The sequence below is a fragment of the Dyadobacter sp. Leaf189 genome (assembly GCF_001424405.1).
Taxonomy (GTDB): Bacteria; Bacteroidota; Bacteroidia; order Cytophagales; family Spirosomataceae; genus Dyadobacter.
The window spans coordinates 228,155-246,956 of record NZ_LMPS01000007.1 but is presented as its reverse complement, the minus strand read 5'-3'; the positions used below and the strand labels follow the sequence as shown (position 1 = coordinate 246,956).

The following is an 18,802-nucleotide window of genomic DNA, read 5'->3' as shown; positions in this document are numbered from 1 at the left end:
AAAACACCTGCTGCTTCACTTAATAGTGAAGAGCAGCAGGTGTTTTTGATGAGAATTGCCGGGAATATTTGAAAACTTCTGAAACCACCTTATCGGAAGGAGTCCGGGTTATTTTGTTCATCTGCGTCTGAATCTCCAATGAATCCAGATAGAAGTTCATCAAATTATCGTCAAGTGCAAGCGCCTCAACAATCAGTTCATTTTCATTCTCTGTTGTCTCGGCATATAAATACCTTACAACATCATCGTAGGTAAAAGTTTTTGTCATACTGTGGGGCACGTTGGTTAAATTGCTTACGCAGGTTTATCAACGCGTAACGCATTCTCCCCAATGCCGTATTAATACTCACCCCCGTTGCATCCGCAATTTCCTGAAAGCTCATGTCCTCATAATGACGCATGATCAGCACTTGCTTTTGCACATCGGGTAACCGCTGGATCATCTCCCGCAGTTGTTCATGTGTTTCCTGACGAATCTGGATTGACTCAACGGAATCTTCCGAAAAATCCAGCGTATTAAAAACACTGCTTCCATCTTCGAACACTACATTGGGGTAGCGTTTATCGCGTCTGAAATAATCAATGGCGAGGTTGTGTGCGATCCGTATAATCCATGGCAGGAATTTGCCCTCATCGTTATATCTACCTCCCTTTATCGTATCGACGGCCTTAATAAATGTATCCTGTAATAAATCCTCGGCTACATACTGGTCCTTAACAATTAGATAAATAGTGGTGTATATTCTTGATTTGTGGCGCTGGACGAGTTTTTCGAAAGCTTTCTCATTCCCGCGGATATACAACGTCACCAACTCACTGTCGCTAACTTGGACTTTCTCCATTTTTATTATTCGATTTAGTTAACGTAGAGCGGTTCGTCGATATTGTTTCTCCTTTCTGTCTGGTGAAAAAATTGAAGTAATTATCTGTATTTCAAATTATACGAATCAAAGAAATAGATTTAGCAAATAATTTGCAAATGTTTGAGTTTCTTTTTTTTCGAAATCGATTTTCATTAACACATGTTAACAACCAGGCAGCTTTTTAAGCCTTAATCGTGATTTACTGCGTATATATGTCCCTTTTAAAATATTTAATAGAACTTATCATATAAATATACGCTTATTCCGGGGAGATCGACTTATTTGTTCACATTATCTTTATTGCGCAGCCGACAAAAATTGAAATTTCACTTTTTTGATAAATATTGAACTTTTCACAGAATGAAGTACAAGCATATTTTTTTCGATCTCGATCACACACTGTGGGATTTTGATAAAAATTCATCCGAGTCTCTGGAAGAAATTTTCCATAAGCTTACACTCCAGAATCATGGAATAAGCTCTATGGAGGACTTTATACAATGTTTTTTGAGAGTTAATATGTCTTTATGGGACATGTTCGACCGCGGGCAGATTCACCATACCTATATACGTCAAAACAGGTTCCGGCTCGTTTTTGAAGACCTGGGCATTCAATGTCCGGAAAATCATGAAGAAATTGGCGAGTTGTATCTGAATACCCTGCCTGACAAGAAGCATTTACTGGAAGGCGCACTCGATCTGCTCAATTATGCAGTCGCTACCGGCTACAGAATGCACATTATCACCAACGGTTTCAATGAAATTCAGGCAAGAAAGCTCGCGGGTTCTCAGATCGGGCACTTTTTTGAAAATGTGATCACTTTTGAAAATGCCAGCGCCAAAAAGCCGGATCCAAAAATTTTCGAATTCGCATTGAATGCAGCTCAGGCAAGTCCCGGGGAATGCATAATGGTAGGCGATAACTGGATTGCGGACATTCTGGGTGCCAAACAGATCGGAATTGATACTGTTTACCTTAATCCGGCGGGACTGCAATTTGATGAAAAACCTACCTACGACATCACAAGACTGGAAGAGCTGCTTCTTATTTTATGATGGTCAATAAGTAAACAGTACAGGATTAAGCTCGCTGTCTGCCGCGCCACCCACAGGCCGGGACAGCAGCCAGGTTTCCCAGTCGGCCTGCTGGTACTCATTTCTCGGTTGCGTCACTTTTTGATCCTGATCCATATAAATCATCGTCATTACTTTACGCGGACTTCCGGACGTATTGGCCCCGGCGCGGTGAAACAGCCAGCCAGCATGAAAGCTGACTTCACCGAGTTCAAATGGCGTTTCGTTCAGCTCAAATTGTTTAAGCGCCTCGTTCATCAGTGCCTCACTTTCATCACTGATCTCCAAATCACGTCCTATTTCAACATGGTGGCTTTTTTCTGCAAATGCAAGCGGGCCCATTTCCATTGATGTTGCTTGAAGCGGTATCCAAACCGTTGCCGTTTTTGGCGAGGAGAGCGGCCAGTAAAATTGATCTGCATGCCAGGGAGTAATACCGCCAGAAGACTCCTTGTAAAGCGCCTGGTCATGGTATAACCTGACGCCGGAACTTTGCAACAGGTCGGCAGCAATCTTTGCGAGCCTTTTTGAGAATACAAACTCTTTGACCTTTTCGCTTTCCCGCCACAAATTCATCACCTGCAGAAAAGCGCGTTCATAAGTTGTACGCTCCTCCATTGGCTTGGTCAGTTTATTCAGCCTGAAAACAAGGTCGGTGATCAACTCTCCGTAATAAGCGAGCAGATTTTCACTCAGAACATTTTTAAGCTTTACGTATCCGTAAGTATTAAAATGTGCGACAGCTCCTTCGGGAAGAACAAATGGTTCCGAAAGTTCGCTTTGGATCAGATCGTATTGCAGGTCAGTCATAGTCAGGATCTTTATGCTTTTAAAAGATTTGACTTTCTTAAAACTACCTGGTTAATCCTGTTCGTAGAATTTGATTTTTTTCTCCCTTAAAAATTGTTTGATCACATCCACATGCACGCATTGACCTACATTCAGGAAGGGATAATTGGATACTCTTCTTCGCTGTCCGTCGGATACTACTTCCCTGTTAACCTGATCAAATCCGAGGTGAAGGTGCCGGGTCGCGCTTTGCATTCCGTAAATGGTCCCGCTTGGATCAAATAGTGGGCCGCCGCTTTGACCTCTCAGTCCCGGCGTGCTCATTTCTATCCCGGTAACCTCGCTGCCTTCTCCGATATGGCGGGTAATAATGCCGTCGATTGGAAAACTCGGCGTTTTGGAACGACCTTCCTTAGTCCATTCAATATCGCCGGAGACTTTGTTGTATTGGTAATTGGTGAATTCCGGAAAAGGATAACCTAACCTGCACAGGTACCTGCCTTGCTTTACAAGCCGTGAATCTTTCAAAAACTGTGCATACCCCTGGTACTGCACCGATTCAAATTCCCTAAACTGTATAATTGCGAGATCCTGTGTGGGGTGCAGATGTATGGTCATCGCTTTATAGGCAGAGACACACTGAATGAAGTTGAAAAGAACGCGAATGGGGTTAGCTGCGGATATCTTGTATTTGTTTTCAAGATTCGTCCGCTGTGTTTCAAATCCCGGATCCTTCTCAAACTTCCTGAGTTCGCCCCGAAATTTGAGATAATTCTCGTAGATGGAATTCGCGTAAAGTATCTGTCGCGCTACGTGCCTGCAGGTAATTGCGAAGCCTTCTTCGTTTACAAAAAATAAGGTGGCTGTACCGGGTACGATATCGCTGCCCGTGTAGTAACGGAATATAAAATGGATCGGACGGGTAAACTGGTCTACTTTTTCAATGGCTCCAACAAACATGCGGGCAAAGGTAGCAAACCAATCTTATTTGTGTGAAAAAGGAACAATGGCTTCTGTCTGGTCCCAGCTAAGGATCATATTGACACCATTGGGGATTTCCTCGAAGTAGATATCAAACAACTCCTGCACAGAGGAGCGGATGCGAATGGGAACTTCTACCCGTAGCACATCTTTCCCATCGTTATAATTGGTTCCCCACTGACCTACCTCGGAATTCAGGATGATCTTCCAGCTTCCCTGGCCGGGAACTGAGTAAAGTGAATAGGTACCAGCCTGCACCGGCTTTCCGGCAATTGTAAGTCCGCTGCCGATTTCGATGATAGTAGCCTCGTTAGCGCCTGTTCTCCAAACCTTTCCGTAAGGCAGCAATGCATTATCCTGTTCGCGCCCGAAAATGAGCCTGCCTTTCTTGCTTGGCTTGCTGTAAGTAACCTTTACGCTGACGCCATTCTTATTTGTTTCAGCAACGGCTTCGGGGCTAAATGATTTGGTATACATCCGCATACCGGCAAATCCTATCAGCGCAGCAATAACAACGCCCAGAATGATCAGGAGAGGTTTCTTCATAGGATCAGGGACAAACGATTTTGTAAAATGTGTAACTTACCGAAAGTCTAATATAGTAATAGTTGTCTTTCAGAGAAGGATCTCCCTGCTGTAATTTGTCTGTGTTAACCGGCTTTCCACCAAGATCATCCAGGTAGTCTGTAAAAGTCTTTCTGGCACCATATTCCAGTCCGATATTCCATGGCCGCCGGATCTGATATTTGATACCAACGCCATACGGCAGAATGAACGACGATGTTTTATAGTCGCTGGTTTTGGTCTGAGGATTGAACCTGGAATAACCTACTCCACCAAAAAGGTATGGACTCCAGTTAACCGCAAAACGGCGCTCCTGGAAATTGAGAAAGTTATACTCCGCTACCGCAGAGCCTTCAAAAATGCCTGACCTGAAAGACTTGTTGCGCGCAACCTGAAAAGGGTCTTTGCTATGCTTGTCCGCCGCGCCTATGATCCCGCCTGCCACTTCTGCCCGCAGTGATAATGCCTGAGTAGGGTTAAAACGAAAAAACAGGCTGCCGCCCGGCTTAACAAAGCGCAGCCGCTGTGAAGGGGAAATATCTCCTTTGTAATTGAAACCGCCAATGCCCGCGCCCAGCTCGATTTTCTGAGCCTTGGAGGAATTTACAGAGACAAAAAAATAAATACCTGCAACGAAGAGACGAAGCAAGTATTTATCAATCCTGTTTGAAAATAATGATTTCAATGTGTGCTTTTATTTGAGCGGAGGACATTTGATCTGCGAAGGCAGCATGTAATTCAGGTGGATCATTCCAAAAAGGTAGTTGTCAGTCAATGTAGGACTGTTTCCGCGCTGTGTACCTGGTGCTGCAAAGCCGGTCGCCGGAAGAGCTGCAAAAGGATCGTTGGTTTCAACCTGATAATTGACTTGTAAAAACTTAACCAAAGATCCCGTACGATCTGCACCTTTTCTGACAGCGACACGCTCCGTAGATCTGTTGGACAGTGCCAATGCAAGTGGATTGTCTGCAAAAACTGCCGGATCGGCATAATTTCCGTGCGCATCATCAAGATAATCCGTAAAGGTTTTTCTGAAACCCAGCTCCACCGAAACATCAAATCGCTGATTGATTTTGTATCTCAAACCAATGCCCACAGGGACTGCAAATTGAACAAGTGAATATGGTTTCGCATAACCTTCATTACCCTGCCCTTCTGTTCCGAGCGGCTGCAACTTTACCCAGTCACCATTCAATGAATCCAGCGCCTTAGGGTTGTGAGCGGTTAATGCTACACCTGCAAAAAGATAGGCTCCAAACTGGGGCCTTCTATCGTAGCTTCTGTTATCAGGAATAAGCTTGAAAATACCTTGTACCGAAAACTCTTTAAGATCATTTCTGAAATGCAGGTTCCTGGCATAGAAAATGTTTGTTTCGTATTTCGGCCTCCGGTTCATAATGTAGTCGTCGCCAGCAATGCGACCATAAATGAAGCTAGCCCTGGCTGCCAGACGTGGTGTAAAGTGCCTTGTGTAATTGCCGCCGATGCTCCAACGCATCATGTTAAATACAGAAGCTACGTGCCTTCTGTATGGAGCGAAATCGCCAAAATAGCTGGATGTACCTACGCCAAAGCCTGCTGTAGAGTAAGGAACGAAAATGCCTCTGCTCTGCGCGCTGGCATCTTTTCCTGTTAATAAAAGTCCAAAAGTCATGATCACTGCAAGCGCCCCGGATACTCTTTTGAATTCAAAATGTCTACGCATTTTCAGATCGTTTTTTTGCAAAAATAGGATAGTTGTCGGTTTTATTACGGCTTCAACACCATTTCAACGTTTTAACAATAGATTTATTTGTAGCTGGGAATTTTTTTAGAATGAATGCCGGTCTGCCAAATTCCGGTACCCGGAAATCAGCTGATGTGGACCACAACCGTGCATTAACACACGTTTTAAATTGACGGCCAAAAAAACTTTGCTATCATTGCAGACTAAAAAAGATCCAGGAAATGATTACGAGTCACAATCTCAGGTTTTCGTACTCTCCCCAAAAAACTTTCCAATTTCCTGATATCAATTGCGGTGACAAGGAAACTTTACTGATTTTAGGCCAGTCCGGGAAAGGTAAAACCACATTACTTCATCTTCTTGCCCTCCTGCTCCGCCCCGAAAGCGGGGAAGTATCCGTAGGCGGCAGGTCCATCAGCCACATGGAGGCGGAGCAGATTGCATTGATCCGGGCTAAAAGCATCGGGATCATCTACCAGCGCGCGCATTTTGTTAGTGCATTGTCGGTGATCGATAACCTGCTGCTCTCCAATTTCCTTGCCGAAAAGCCACAGGACAGAAAGAAAGCAATTTTCCTCGCGAACGAACTGGGTTTTGCGGAGCATTTAAACAAAAAAACAGCACAGCTGAGCCAGGGCGAGCAACAGCGGGTAAGTATCGCGCGTGCATTGATGAATGAACCCAATGTAATCCTCGCCGATGAACCTACTTCAAACCTCGACGACATCAACTGCCAACGTGTTATCGAGCTGCTCAAAATGCAGTCTGCATTAATAGGTGCAAGCCTCGTGGTGGTTACGCACGACCAGCGGCTGAAAGATGAATTTTCCAACCAGGTCATTTTATAACGGATCAAGGCTGCTCTCCGGGTGGCAAAAATCAACGCAATGAACCTTTTCAAAATCAGCATCGCCAATATCAAAGAAAAAAAGCTTAACAGCTTCCTGAGTGCACTTTTACTTGCGCTCGGTATTGGCATGATCTCGTTGCTTCTGCTCCTGAACCAGCAGCTTGACGAGCAGTTCCGGAAGAATATCAAAGGAATTGACATGGTAGTAGGCGCGAAAGGCAGCCCCTTGCAATTGATCCTGTCCAGCATTTACCAGATCGACGCGCCCACAGGCAATGTACCACTGGCAGAAGTAGATGCATTAAGAAAAAATCCGTTTGTAAAAACAGTGATCCCACTTTCAATGGGAGATAATTACCAGGGATTCAGGATCCTGGGAACCACGCCCAAGTACATTGAGCATTATAAGGTGAAGGTAGCCGAGGGGCACGTATATAATGCATCTATGGAAGTAACGCTCGGCAGCAAGGTGGCCCGGGTATCAGGACTTAAAATCGGCGATACTTTCGCAAGCTCTCACGGACTGGACGGAGCAGGTGATGTGCATGGCGATCGTAAGTACAAGGTCACAGGTATCTTCCAACCTAGTGGCTCGGTAGTAGATCAGCTGATCCTGACCAGGTTATCCAGTATCTGGGATATCCACGATCATGAAAAACCCACCACTGAAAAGCATGAGGACCATGCCGGGGAACACGCTGGCGGCGAGCCCGACGAAGATGGAAAGGATGTTACCAGTGCATTAATCCAGTTTCGTAATCCGATGGGTTTAATGACAATTCCGTGGCAGATCAACCAGAATACATCTATGCAGGCTGCATTGCCGAGCATCGAGATCAACCGGCTTTTTTCGCTGCTTGGTGTAGGAATCGAAACACTGCGGGCGATCGCCATTATTATTATTACCATTGCTGGAATAAGCGTTTTTGTTTCGCTTTACAATTCTCTGAAAGAACGTAAGTACGAAATGGCATTGATGCTTTCCCTTGGCGCTACACGAACTTTCCTTTTCCTGATGTTGCTAATTGAAGGATTGTTCCTGGCGGTAATCGGCTTTTTGTCCGGTATTATTCTCAGCAGGGTCGGGTTGTGGTTTTTCTCGAAAGCAGCGGAGCAGGATTTCCATTATACCCTTGGCAGGTTCGCGCTTCTGCCTGAGGAAATCTACCTTCTTTTTGCCGCATTGGCAGTTGGGGCAATTGCGGCGGCGCTTCCTTCGGCAGGAATTTACCGGCTGAATATATCCCGCACACTGGCAGAGGAATGATAATCTGCTTAAATTTGTTTATCAGGTTCAATCCCTTTTAAATAGAAGAGCAAATGAAATCGTTGAAAGCGGCCATCTTATTTTTTTGCATTACCACACTCCTGGCATTCAAGCCGGCCAACGAACCCGTTAAGGTGACCTGGGAGACTTTACGCGATGTGACTTTCAAGAAAAAGTGGTATGCAGAAGAATCCATTTACATGCTCCACCCTACTTTTGGCCCAAGTGTTCAGAAGTTGAAAAATCAGCAGGTAGCTATTACCGGCTATATTCTCCCGGTTGACCTGGATGCAAACTTGTACGTGCTTTCCGCATTTCCATTCAGCGCATGCTTTTTTTGCGGAGGTGCCGGACCTGAAACGGTAATGACCCTGAACTTCAAGAAAAAAGATGGCCGGAAGTTCAAAACCGATGAGCGGCTTACTTTTACGGGAACATTGAAGTTGAATGCAGATGATATTTACCAGATGAACTACATTCTTGACGGAGCAGAAATTACTAACTGATACCGATCAAACGCCAGACGCCGGAAATAAAGAAGAGAACCAGACCAACCGGCGTCAGTACCTTCCAGCCTAAATACATCAGCTGATCCACGCGAAGCCGGGGCAAAGTCCACCGGGCCCACATTTGCAGAAGAATACCAAACATCGCCTTACTTAAAATCCAGAAGATCCCGGTAATGTATCCAAACCAGGTTCCGGGTTCTCCGCTTGTCCAATCTGCCAAACGAAGCGGGCCGATATTAGGAAGCGGTGTGTTCCAGCTTCCAAGAAAGAGAATAGCGCCCAGGAGCGATACCAGCAACATCATTCCATATTCGGAGAGCATAAAAAGCGCCCAGCGCATTCCGGAATACTCTGTATGAAAACCGGCTACTAATTCAGATTCTCCCTCAGGTAAGTCAAACGGTGCACGGTTACATTCTGCAAGAGAGGCTATGAAAAACACGACGTAGGCTATCAACAAGAAAGGATTTCTGACAATATTCCAGGTCAGTATCCCGCCTACCTGGGTTACATCCACGCCCAATTGTTTCATTCCAAAGAGGTAAACGGGCTCAGTCGAGTAAATGCCCTGCTGAAAGCTGATCACTTGCAGATCAAGTGTTTGCGTTAACATTACTACGCAGAGAATTGACAAACCAAGTGGTATTTCGTAGGATATGATTTGTGCCACAGCGCGCATTGCCCCGAACAATGCGAATTTATTGTTAGAGCCCCAGCCAGCCATTAACAGCCCGACAACATCTACGGAAACGATCGTCAAAAGAAAGAAAACGCCGACTGCCGCACCCGAACCTGCAAGCTCCGGCGCCAGCGGAACTACTGCAAAACCTGCAAATACGGAGATGAAAATAATAAAAGGCGCCATCAGAAAGAGGCGCCTGTCGGCTGCTTTGGGAACAATGTCTTCTTTTTGCAACAGTTTAAGCAAATCTGCAAAAAGTTGCAAAAGACCCCACTTACCTACCTCCATTGGCCCCATTCTATCCTGGATAAAGGCGGATACCTTTCTTTCAAGATAGACACCGATTACCACAAAGCCGGGTACCAGGAGCAGGAATATTAGGAGGGTAAATGGCATTAAAGGCTGGTTGAGTTAACAGGATTTGGCAAAAGTAAATAAAATCTACTCTACTTTGTCCGGCTGGCCGCTATAACCCGATTCCTGCAGGATCCGGCTTGCATTCTCAATCTCCATCAACTCAACAATAGATACTTCCCTGTTTTCTTTCATAAACAAATTCACAATGCGCCATCCTACCCAGCGGGCGATAGCACCCGGCACTTTCTGCCCGATTTCTGTTGTAAATGGTCGCTCTTCGATGAATTTACGCTTTTGCAACACATTCTTTTCATAAAGTAACTTGCTCGCGATAAAGTACGCCCAGATATCCTGCTGACTGTTATAGGTCTTTTTCAGGTTATCCTCCGAGTAGCCGATAATCAGACTTTGCGGCGTTCCGGGCATCATGTGTCTCACAAATTCATACCCTTTCCCATACCCGATCATATCGGCCAGTAAGGTTTGATCACCCGGACTGATTTTGTTGAACCTGTTTGAAATAAAGAAAATAATGGAAGGAACAATATACTCTTTTTGATAGCGGCGTAACTGGTAATCAAATACATCAGGACGGTACATTGCATTTGGGCCGCCGAAATAATCGAGACCAATGATGATAAGAGAGTCTGAAATGTACAGATCATTACCTGCGAAACCGGAGACCATAAATTCAACTTTTGGTGCGGTAAATGCAGGGTAGTAGTACTTAATGTGTTTGAATGCTTTCGTGAGTGAATCTACAATTACAGTTTGCCGGTCGCCAATCAGCGAGTCGAGCTGCGTCTTGAATGTCCTGAAATCCTGATTTTGAAGAATACTAAAGAGATAACCTGCCAGTTTACCAGGCTCAACCGGTGCATCTGAAAAGTAATACCTGCCTAAATTCGGATGTTTGTTCAAAAAATTTTGTACTTCTGTCTCCGACTTGCAGGCAAATAGCTCCTCGTCGAGATTTTCAGAAACAACTTTTAAATCTATATCACTTATATCAGCAACAGCTCTGTTGTCAGGCTTGCAGGAAAATGAAAAGACTGCCAGTAGCGCAATAAGACTGATCTGTTTTAAATAAATCATTCGACTATCGGGAAATATATGTCAGGTGAAGCTTCAAAAATAGAAAAAAAACGAATAAGCATTCTTGGCTGCGGTTGGCTGGGAATTGCACTAGCACAACGTTTGGTTGGTGATCCTATTACATCACAAATCAAGTGCAGTACCACTTCTGAATCCAAACTGGCAAAGTTCAATGCGCTGGGGTTCGAAGGTTTCCTGCTCGATCTTACTCCCGGTTTTACGGCAGATTCGGAGAAGGTAAATGCATTCTTTGATGTGGATTCACTGGTTGTCTCGCTTCCGCCGCGTTCAAGTCAGCACGAGCCCGGCTTTTATGCACAGCAAATACAGGCGGTTGTTTCATCCGTCAGGGAATCTCCGGTGAAAGAAGTCCTTTTCATCAGTTCGACCAGCATTTACCCGGATCTCAACCGAACGGTTACGGAAGAAGATGTAACCACTCCGGAAGAATCAGCTTATTCCGAAATGGTGCAGGCAGAGCAGCTTATCACTTCTCTGCGGCCACAATGCACAGCAAGTATTCTTCGCTTCGGCGGGCTCCTGGGCTACAATCGCATTCCCGGAAAATATGTACAGGGGAAAAAAGATATGACTACCGGCACAGTTCCGGTCAACTACATTCACAGGGACGATGGGGCCGCGATTACCCTGGAAATGCTCAAACAGGGAGTTTGTAATGAGACTTTCAACATAGTTGCCCCGCTTCACCCAACCCGAAGCGAAATATACATAGATACCTGTGCGCAATTTGGTTGGGAAGCGCCCACGTTTGCTGACGGACGGCAGCCTGATTTCAAGATTGTTTCAAATCGTAAATTAACTGAAACATATAAGTACGACTTCCTATATCCGGATCCATTACAGTTTCTTTATTCTCTTGAAGATCCGATCTGATACCATTAACAACAAAAAACCCGCAGGATTATCCCCGCGGGTTTTATTATGATATAACCAAAAAGATATTATTGGGCACCCAGTAATTCCATCAGCTTACTTTCAAGAGCTGGCCCCCGCAGGTTTTTAGCGATGATTTTTCCGTCTTTATCAATCAGGAACGTAGCTGGTATTGCATTCACCCCGTAGGTTTGCGCCACGCCCGAATTCCATTTTTTCAGCTCCGATCCGTGCTGCCATTTCAGGTTATCTTTTGAAATGGCCGTTTTCCAGGCTTTCTCATTATCGTCCAGAGATACTCCGTAAATGTCAAAACCTTTATCCTTGAACTTATCATACATTCTGACCACATTCGGGTTTTCCATTCGGCACGGTCCACACCAGGAAGCCCAAAAATCGATCAACACATATTTTCCACGAAGCGACGAGAGTGAAACAGGCTTTCCTTCCGGACTGTTGAGCGTAAAATCCGGCGCCTCCTGCCCCACTGACACACCTGCAAAACGTTTCACCTGACCGATAAAACCTTTGGCAAGCGTAGGAGTTGGCTGCACCTTTTCATAGTCGGCCGCCAGCTTTTTCAATGTTTCAAGATCAGTTTCGGGGTTCAGGAAATTGTTCGCTGCAAACAATGCAACCAACGAAGTACCCATTTCAGGCAGCATTGATTTAATAGCTGTCAAGCGTTCCTGATCCGCCTTTGTAAAATTCTGCTGGATTTCCGCTATTTTCTTGGTATCCTTTTTTTCTTCTGCGGCCGCATATTCTTCATTCCAAACAGTCACCTTGGCGGCAAAAGCCTGCATCAGCTTGTCAAGCTGCGCGTAGTACTCCATATTTTTTGAGCCGGAAACCTCGGCTTTTCCTCCATTTCCCTTGGCATCACGGGTGGTACCATCCGCCTGGACATTCAAATTTTCGCCTCCTTCAACCAGCAGTACTACTTTTTGTCTGTCGGCAATGTTAAGCGTGAAGAAACTTCCGCGGTCTCTTTCGGTACTTTTTAACGAGAAGCTACCGTCAGCGGCCAGTTGCGTGGAATCCAGCTTAACCGACGAGCCGGCTGCCGTGGATTTGGAAAGAATGACCTTTTCACCCTTCGCGCCGTTTTTAACTTTCCCGGTAACGGTAAAATCTTTGGGATCAAGCTGCTGTGCCCAGGATTGTACTCCGGCAACGAGCAACACAGATAATATACCCCCTTTTAAAAACCCCTTCATAAGCCTGAAAATTTCTGTTAAGAAACTGTTTTATGATAATTTCTGCGCCAGTAACTGGTTGACCAGCTTGGGATCTGCAGTATTGTTCGACTTCTTCATCACTTCTCCGACGAACAATCCGATCAGTCCTTTTTTACCTTTCCGGTAAGCAGCTACTTTGTCTGGCATTGAATTAATTACCTCTTCTACCAACGATTCCAGCTCGTTTGTATTGCTGTTTTGCAGCCAGTTATTCTCTGAAGCAATGTCCCGCGGCACCCTTTGCGGCTCAGCCAGGAGTACCGGAAATATTTTTTGTGTGGCAACAGAGTTACTGACCGTACCCGACTCCGAAAGCTCGATCAGCTCGGCCAGCGTTTGCGCACTGACCGGGAACAAGGCGATGTTTCCTCCATTATCGTTCAGAAATGATTTCACCGGGCCCATCAACCAGTTCGAAGCTGCTTTGTAGGCAGATGTTTTACTGCACACTGCTTCGAAATAGTCCGCAACTTCCTTTGTATCTGTCAGTACCATTGCGTCGTAAGCAGGAATCCCGTACTGGTTTACAAACTTCTCCCGCAATTCATGAGGCAATGCGGGCATGCTGCCTTTTATATCATTCAGCCACTCTTCCGAGACGATCACGGGCGAAAGGTCCGGATCGGGGAAATAGCGGTAATCGTTCATGGTTTCTTTAACACGCATTCCGTAAGTCTGGCCATTATCCACGTCAAACATCCGTGTTTCCTGCTGCACTGTTCCGCCGCTTTCGAGCAGAGCCACCTGTCTTCTTTCTTCGAAGCCGATCGCCCGCATCATATTTCGGATTGAGTTCATATTCTTGATCTCAACCTTTGTCCCAAATTCCGCTGCGCCATTCTTTCGAACAGAAACGTTCACGTCGCAACGGAGGGAGCCTTCTTCCATATTTCCATCACTGATTCCAAGGTAGCGGACCAGTCTTCTTATCTCAGTAACAAATGCGCCGGTTTCCTCTGCAGACCTTAGATCCGGCTCGGAAACCATTTCTACCAGCGGAGTTCCTGCGCGGTTATAATCCAGCAAAGTCTCCACCTGATCGCCCTCGTGAACAGATTTTCCCGCATCCTCTTCGAGGTGAATGTGGTGAAAGCGGATTAATTTCTCTGTTATCTTACCTGTTGCGTCTTTAGTCGAGATAGTTACACCACCGTTTTCGCAAATCGGTTTTTTATCCTGTGATATCTGGTATCCTTTGGGAAGATCAGGGTAAAAGTAGTTTTTACGGTCGAAAACTGTCTTTCTGCTAATGGAGCAGCCACATGCAAGCCCAAGGCGAACTGCATACTCTACTGCTTTTTTGTTGATTTTGGGCAGTGTCCCAGGCAACGCGAGTGTCAGCGGACCGATGTTCGTATTGGGTTCTGTTCCAAAAAGATTGACATCCCTGGTAAACAACTTCGATTCTGTCAACAGCTGACAATGCACTTCAAGCCCGATCACCGTTTCATAGGTTGCGAGCAATTCATCCGTAATATCAGCAGGTTGCAGTGTGGTATTGGTCATAATTAATGTAAAATGCTATAACAAAGATATGCATACGGGCCGTCCATAGCATGAACGGCCCGTATTTTAAAAGACTCGAAATGGATATTATAATGAGTTGATCCAGTTGGCAATCACAACGATATCTGCTTTTGGAACATGAGGCAGAGGCGCCATTGGAGGATAACCAGGCCAGTGCTCAGGTTTTGGACTGTGTACAAGCGCTACGATCTCGTCAGCTGAGTACTTCTTTTTGGCAACTTCGGAGTAAGCTGGTCCGATTACTTTATCGTAAGCCTGGTGGCAGGCAAAACAAGCGTGTTTGTTAAGTAACGCAGATACGTCGGCTGGAACCGGCTTTCTTTTTGGAGCCGCTGCTACTGCAGGAGCCGCCGCAGCTGGTGCTGCTGCCGAGTCGCCGGCTTTTGCAGAATCGCCAGGAGCAGCAGGTGTTGCTGCTGCGGCAGGAGCTGCCGCCGGTGTTTCAGGTTGATTTTTTCTGTCGTTAGCCAGCTTTACAAGTGCTGTTTCTTCTCTTGACTTACTGCCTGAACCATAATAATGATCGTATTTATCGCGATCTTCCTTTGAAGAGCAGCCTGTAATGAAGTAAACTGCCAAGGCCATAACCGCCAAAGAAGTGCTTTTACTGATAGTCATTGTTTTCAATTTTAAATTTCCGCCAGATTAAGGATTTTATGCAAACATCCACACGAAGAAAGCATGTTTGCTCCATATTTCCTTCATTTAACGGGCATAAATTAGATTTTAGAGGCAACTTTATACACGTTACCGGTTTGTATGACAATCTGTTAAGCAATCGGTTGTTTGTAAAAAATGCCCAAAATTTCTGCTGATATTTTTGACTTGATTATTGTGTTTAAATTAAATGTTGTTACTTTTGCACTCCTGTTTGTAAAAATGATTTAAAGCAATGGCTAAGAAAGGTAATAGAGTGCAGGTTATATTGGAATGCACAGAACAAAAAGATAGCGGTGTTCCAGGAATGTCACGTTACGTGACTACAAAAAATCGCAAGAATACGCCAGGCCGTATGGAATTGAAAAAATTCAATTCTTTCCTGAGACGCTATACTATACATAAAGAGATTAAATAAGTTTTAAAACTTTAACGATATACAGACATGGCAAAGAAAGTAGTTGCTACCCTGAAAAAAGAAGGCGGTAAAGCATTCGCGAAAGTGATTAAAGCCGTAAAATCTCCTAAAACAGGAGCTTATACCTTCAAAGAAGAAATCGTACCCCTTGACGGTGTTCAAGGTGCATTGAAAAACTAGTCTTCGACTGCCCGGCCGCCTGGTACGCTTAGATTGACAACAACCTTATGATTGTCACCCTAAGCGGGTAAAAGGTAGGTTTTAAACATGAAGTTATTAAAAAGTCCCTTTTTGGGACTTTTTTTGTTTTATTTTTGATCCATTAACATTTCTGGATTATGAGTTTATTCGGCTTTTTTTCAAAGGAGAAAAAAGAAACACTAGATAAAGGGCTTGAAAAAACCAAGGACAGTTTCTTTGGTAAACTTTCACGCGCTATTGTGGGTAAAACCACTATTGATGAAGACGTTCTTGATGAACTGGAAGATATTCTGGTGAGCTCCGACGTAGGAGTTGAAACTACCGTGAAGGTGATCAAGCGCATTGAAGAGCGTGTAGCCCGGGACAAATATGCAACCACAGCTGAGCTCGACAGCATTCTGCGTGAAGAGATAGCAGCGTTGCTCACAGAGAATAAATCCATTGATATAAAAGACAGCTTTGAAACACAGCACCTGCCTAAACCTTACGTAATTATGGTGGTAGGTGTGAATGGAGTCGGCAAAACAACCACTATCGGAAAGCTAGCCCACCAGTTTCACCAGCGGGGCCACAAAGTTGTGTTGGGTGCAGCAGATACCTTTCGTGCTGCGGCGGTAGACCAGCTGAAACTCTGGGGCAAAAGAGTTGATGTTCCCGTGATCGACCACGGAATGAATACTGATCCTTCGGCTGTTGCTTATGACGCATTGAAAAAGGGCGGGGAAATAGGCGCAGATGTAATTATCATTGACACCGCAGGTCGTTTGCATACGAAGGTCAATCTGATGAATGAGCTTTCAAAGATCAAAAGGGTCATGCAGAAAATCATCCCCGACGCGCCGCATGAAGTTTTGCTCGTATTGGACGGAAGCACCGGTCAGAATGCAGTGATCCAGGCACGCGAGTTTACCAAAGTCACTGAAATTACGGCTCTGGCTATTACCAAGCTCGACGGAACTGCCAAAGGCGGCGTAGTAATCGGTATCTCCGATGAATTTAAAATTCCCGTAAAATACATTGGTGTAGGAGAGAAAATAGATGATTTACAAGTATTTGACAGAAGTGAATTTGTAGATTCTTTGTTTAAGAAAATTGGGTAATTCGACATTTTAGGTAATTTTGGTTATGGGCAAAATCCAACCATCGAAAAAAAACTTAGCTACTCCTGGCGTTCCTTTGAGTGAAGAAGAATTCTTGCATATCGTACAAAAGGCTGAGAAGGGACCTTTTTACAGTGCGAGCGAAACAGCTCAAATAATCGAAAATTGGAAGTCGAAATACGCGAAGTTGTATTCAGCAAAGTAGCACACGAAAATCTTGAAGAACTTTATGTGTATGGAATGGAAACATTCTCGTACAGTTCAGCAACTGATTTTCTGGATGAGCTCTATGCAGAGATATTAAAGCTTTCATCGAGCCACCTACATCATCCAGAATGTCGATATCTAAAAACAACTTCAAAGAAATACCGTAATCTTCGATTCAAAAATCATCTCGTCATTTACCGAGTTTCGAAGACAAGGATTGAAGTTCTTACAATCATTCATTCCAGCCGAAGTGTGTCCAAAATAAAAACGGCGCGGCAAATCAAGATACCCTAACTTTCAAGAGTCGCTATTCTGATATTTTTCCCGAACTTTGCACCCCAATTTACGGTTCATAACCAATCACTTCGCTGGTGACAGCATCCATTTAATTTTCCATTCATAAAGCAAATAGCTAAAAGCTAACCGCCAATAGCTAATCCCAATGAAAACCAAAGGAATAGTAAAAAACAAAGTCAATATTGTCACGCTCGGTTGTTCCAAAAACGTGGTTGACTCGGAAGTTTTGTATACGCAGCTTAAAGGAAACGGTTTTACGGTCGCGCACGAGTCCAAAAAAGATGATTCGCAGATTGTAGTAATTAACACCTGCGGCTTTATTGATAATGCCAAGGAAGAATCCATCAATACCATTTTGCGCTATGCCGATGCAAAAGCAGCCGGAATGGTGGACAAAGTATATGTTACTGGCTGTTTGTCGCACCGCTACAAAGACGAACTTTCGGTAGAAATCCCCACTGTTGACGCCTGGTTCGGCACCAATGAACTGCCCCGTTTGCTCAAAACCTTGAAAGCAGATTACAAGCACGAGCTGGTTGGGGAACGCCTTCTGACAACGCCGACGCATTATGCTTACCTTAAAATAGCCGAAGGTTGCGATCGTCCATGTAGCTTTTGCGCGATACCAATTATGCGCGGCGGCCACATATCCCGTCCGATCGACGAGTTGGTTAAAGAAGCGAAATCACTTGCAAAACGTGGCACCAAGGAGCTGATCCTCATCGCGCAGGACCTGACCTACTATGGTCTTGATATTTATAAAAAGAGAAATTTATCAGATCTGATCGCCCAGCTTTCAGATGTGGAAGGAATCGAATGGATCAGGCTGCAATATGCTTACCCGGCTGGCTTTCCGATGGACATTCTCGACATTATGAATGAGCGGAGTAACGTTTGCAAATACCTGGATATGCCGCTGCAAGCTGGCTCGACAGAGATCTTGAAATCGATGCGAAGAGGGATAACACGCGACAAAACGGAATCTCTGATTTACAGCATTCGTGAAAAAGTACCTGGAATTGCCTTGCGTACCACATTGATCGTCGGTCACCCCGGCGAAACAGAATCCCTTTTTGATGAAACTTACGAGTTTGTGGAAAAAATGCGTTTCGACCGCCTTGGCGCATTCCAGTATTCACATGAGGACAATACGCATTCATTTACAATGGAAGATGATGTTCCTGCGGAGATCAAACAGGAGCGTGCAGATGCGATAATGGAATTGCAGCAGGGCATTTCTTACGAATTGAACCAGAACAAAATCGGCAACACTTACAAAGTACTGTTCGACCGGAAAGAAGGCGGGCACTTTATTGGCCGGACTGAATTTGACTCACCGGAAGTAGATAATGAAGTGCTGGTACCAGCCAGTCAGTACGTGCGTTTGGGTGATTTTGCGAATGTAAAGATCAATGCAGCTGAGGAGTTCGATTTGTACGGTGACATTGTTTCCTGATTTTTTGCCACGTTCCTGTGTTTTTCGACTTGCCTTTCAGATTTTTG

At 44.8% G+C, this 18,802-nt stretch carries 22 protein-coding genes; 10 read left to right on the top strand and 12 right to left on the bottom strand.

From position 1 onward, the window contains the following. Positions 1-19: 19 nt before the first annotated feature. Positions 20-268, bottom strand: a complete 249-nt coding sequence (locus ASG33_RS22620) for a hypothetical protein (protein WP_056291036.1) — start codon at positions 266-268, stop codon at positions 20-22. Further along, entirely contained in the window at positions 243-842 is a 600-nt protein-coding gene (locus ASG33_RS22615) for an RNA polymerase sigma factor (RefSeq protein ID WP_026632052.1), read from the bottom strand. Before ASG33_RS22615 ends, ASG33_RS22620 begins: the two co-directional genes overlap by 26 nt. Before the next feature lie 381 nt (positions 843-1,223). Between ASG33_RS22615 and ASG33_RS22610 the strand changes: the two genes are divergently transcribed. Continuing rightward, entirely contained in the window at positions 1,224-1,919 is a 696-nt protein-coding gene (locus ASG33_RS22610) for a YjjG family noncanonical pyrimidine nucleotidase (RefSeq protein ID WP_056291034.1), read from the top strand. 3 nt (positions 1,920-1,922) lie between these two features. On the opposite strand, the gene ASG33_RS22605 is transcribed toward ASG33_RS22610, so the two are convergent. The 5 genes from ASG33_RS22605 to ASG33_RS22585 are packed head-to-tail and all read right to left on the bottom strand — an operon-like array spanning position 1,923 to position 5,976. Further along, the gene (locus tag ASG33_RS22605) at positions 1,923-2,747 is read right to left on the bottom strand and encodes a phytanoyl-CoA dioxygenase family protein (RefSeq protein ID WP_056291032.1); all 825 of its coding nucleotides are present in this window, start codon (positions 2,745-2,747) and stop codon (positions 1,923-1,925) included. A gap of 51 nt (positions 2,748-2,798) precedes the next feature. After that, positions 2,799-3,686, bottom strand: a complete 888-nt coding sequence (locus ASG33_RS22600) for a trypsin-like peptidase domain-containing protein (RefSeq protein ID WP_056291031.1) — start codon at positions 3,684-3,686, stop codon at positions 2,799-2,801. A gap of 24 nt (positions 3,687-3,710) precedes the next feature. Further along, the gene (locus tag ASG33_RS22595) at positions 3,711-4,253 is read right to left on the bottom strand and encodes a DUF2911 domain-containing protein (RefSeq protein WP_056291029.1); all 543 of its coding nucleotides are present in this window, start codon (positions 4,251-4,253) and stop codon (positions 3,711-3,713) included. A gap of 4 nt (positions 4,254-4,257) precedes the next feature. Continuing rightward, on the bottom strand, positions 4,258-4,956 hold the full coding sequence (locus tag ASG33_RS22590) for a DUF6089 family protein (RefSeq protein WP_056291027.1): 699 nt from the start codon (positions 4,954-4,956) through the stop codon (positions 4,258-4,260). 9 nt (positions 4,957-4,965) lie between these two features. Continuing rightward, a complete protein-coding gene (locus ASG33_RS22585) occupies positions 4,966-5,976 on the bottom strand; it encodes a hypothetical protein (protein ID WP_229238813.1) in 1,011 nt (336 codons plus the stop codon). A 242-nt stretch (positions 5,977-6,218) separates the two neighbouring features. Between ASG33_RS22585 and ASG33_RS22580 the strand changes: the two genes are divergently transcribed. Genes ASG33_RS22580 through ASG33_RS22570 form a run of 3 tightly spaced genes read left to right on the top strand, consistent with a single transcriptional unit; the run spans position 6,219 to position 8,620 of the window. Beyond that, positions 6,219-6,845 carry an ABC transporter ATP-binding protein gene (locus tag ASG33_RS22580; protein WP_056291024.1) on the top strand — a complete coding sequence of 209 codons (627 nt, stop codon included), beginning with the start codon at positions 6,219-6,221 and terminating at the stop codon, positions 6,843-6,845. Between the two features lie 39 nt (positions 6,846-6,884). Next, positions 6,885-8,114, top strand: a complete 1,230-nt coding sequence (locus tag ASG33_RS22575) for an ABC transporter permease (RefSeq protein WP_056291200.1) — start codon at positions 6,885-6,887, stop codon at positions 8,112-8,114. Between the two features lie 53 nt (positions 8,115-8,167). Next, entirely contained in the window at positions 8,168-8,620 is a 453-nt protein-coding gene (locus ASG33_RS22570; protein WP_056291023.1) for a hypothetical protein, read from the top strand. Here the strand turns inward: ASG33_RS22570 and ASG33_RS22565 are convergent. Both ASG33_RS22565 and ASG33_RS22560 read right to left on the bottom strand, forming a co-directional pair. After that, positions 8,613-9,701, bottom strand: coding sequence for a complex I subunit 1 family protein (locus ASG33_RS22565; RefSeq protein ID WP_056291021.1), 1,089 nt, complete (start codon positions 9,699-9,701; stop codon positions 8,613-8,615). The genes ASG33_RS22570 and ASG33_RS22565 overlap by 8 nt on opposite strands. A gap of 45 nt (positions 9,702-9,746) precedes the next feature. Then, positions 9,747-10,757: a hypothetical protein gene (locus ASG33_RS22560; RefSeq protein WP_056291019.1), complete on the bottom strand. Its 1,011-nt coding sequence runs from the start codon at positions 10,755-10,757 to the stop codon at positions 9,747-9,749. 18 nt (positions 10,758-10,775) lie between these two features. On the opposite strand from ASG33_RS22560, the gene ASG33_RS22555 reads away from it, so the two are divergent. Then, positions 10,776-11,651, top strand: a complete 876-nt coding sequence (locus ASG33_RS22555) for an NAD-dependent epimerase/dehydratase family protein (RefSeq protein WP_056291017.1) — start codon at positions 10,776-10,778, stop codon at positions 11,649-11,651. 68 nt (positions 11,652-11,719) lie between these two features. Here ASG33_RS22555 and ASG33_RS22550 read toward each other — a convergent pair whose 3' ends face one another. From ASG33_RS22550 to ASG33_RS22540, 3 genes are all read right to left on the bottom strand, one after another. Then, positions 11,720-12,871, bottom strand: coding sequence for a TlpA disulfide reductase family protein (locus ASG33_RS22550; RefSeq protein WP_056291015.1), 1,152 nt, complete (start codon positions 12,869-12,871; stop codon positions 11,720-11,722). Positions 12,872-12,901: 30 nt separating this feature from the next. After that, entirely contained in the window at positions 12,902-14,398 is a 1,497-nt protein-coding gene (gene gatB / locus ASG33_RS22545) for an Asp-tRNA(Asn)/Glu-tRNA(Gln) amidotransferase subunit GatB (protein WP_056291014.1), read from the bottom strand. Positions 14,399-14,485: 87 nt separating this feature from the next. Beyond that, positions 14,486-15,037, bottom strand: coding sequence for a hypothetical protein (locus ASG33_RS22540; protein WP_056291012.1), 552 nt, complete (start codon positions 15,035-15,037; stop codon positions 14,486-14,488). A 274-nt stretch (positions 15,038-15,311) separates the two neighbouring features. On the opposite strand from ASG33_RS22540, the gene rpmG reads away from it, so the two are divergent. The 5 genes from rpmG (at position 15,312) to rimO (ending at position 18,755) form a co-directional block, all read left to right on the top strand. Then, complete coding sequence (gene rpmG / locus ASG33_RS22535; protein ID WP_031528413.1) at positions 15,312-15,494, top strand: 50S ribosomal protein L33; 183 nt, start codon at positions 15,312-15,314, stop codon at positions 15,492-15,494. A gap of 27 nt (positions 15,495-15,521) precedes the next feature. Then, positions 15,522-15,674, top strand: coding sequence for a DUF4295 domain-containing protein (locus ASG33_RS25650; RefSeq protein WP_015813059.1), 153 nt, complete (start codon positions 15,522-15,524; stop codon positions 15,672-15,674). Positions 15,675-15,832: 158 nt separating this feature from the next. Further along, the gene (gene ftsY, locus ASG33_RS22530; protein WP_056291010.1) at positions 15,833-16,795 is read left to right on the top strand and encodes a signal recognition particle-docking protein FtsY; all 963 of its coding nucleotides are present in this window, start codon (positions 15,833-15,835) and stop codon (positions 16,793-16,795) included. Positions 16,796-16,960: 165 nt separating this feature from the next. After that, positions 16,961-17,296, top strand: coding sequence for a type II toxin-antitoxin system RelE/ParE family toxin (locus ASG33_RS26325; RefSeq protein ID WP_082489379.1), 336 nt, complete (start codon positions 16,961-16,963; stop codon positions 17,294-17,296). Positions 17,297-17,444: 148 nt separating this feature from the next. Then, positions 17,445-18,755, top strand: coding sequence for a 30S ribosomal protein S12 methylthiotransferase RimO (rimO, locus tag ASG33_RS22520; protein WP_056291007.1), 1,311 nt, complete (start codon positions 17,445-17,447; stop codon positions 18,753-18,755). The last annotated feature ends 47 nt before the right edge of the window (positions 18,756-18,802 follow it).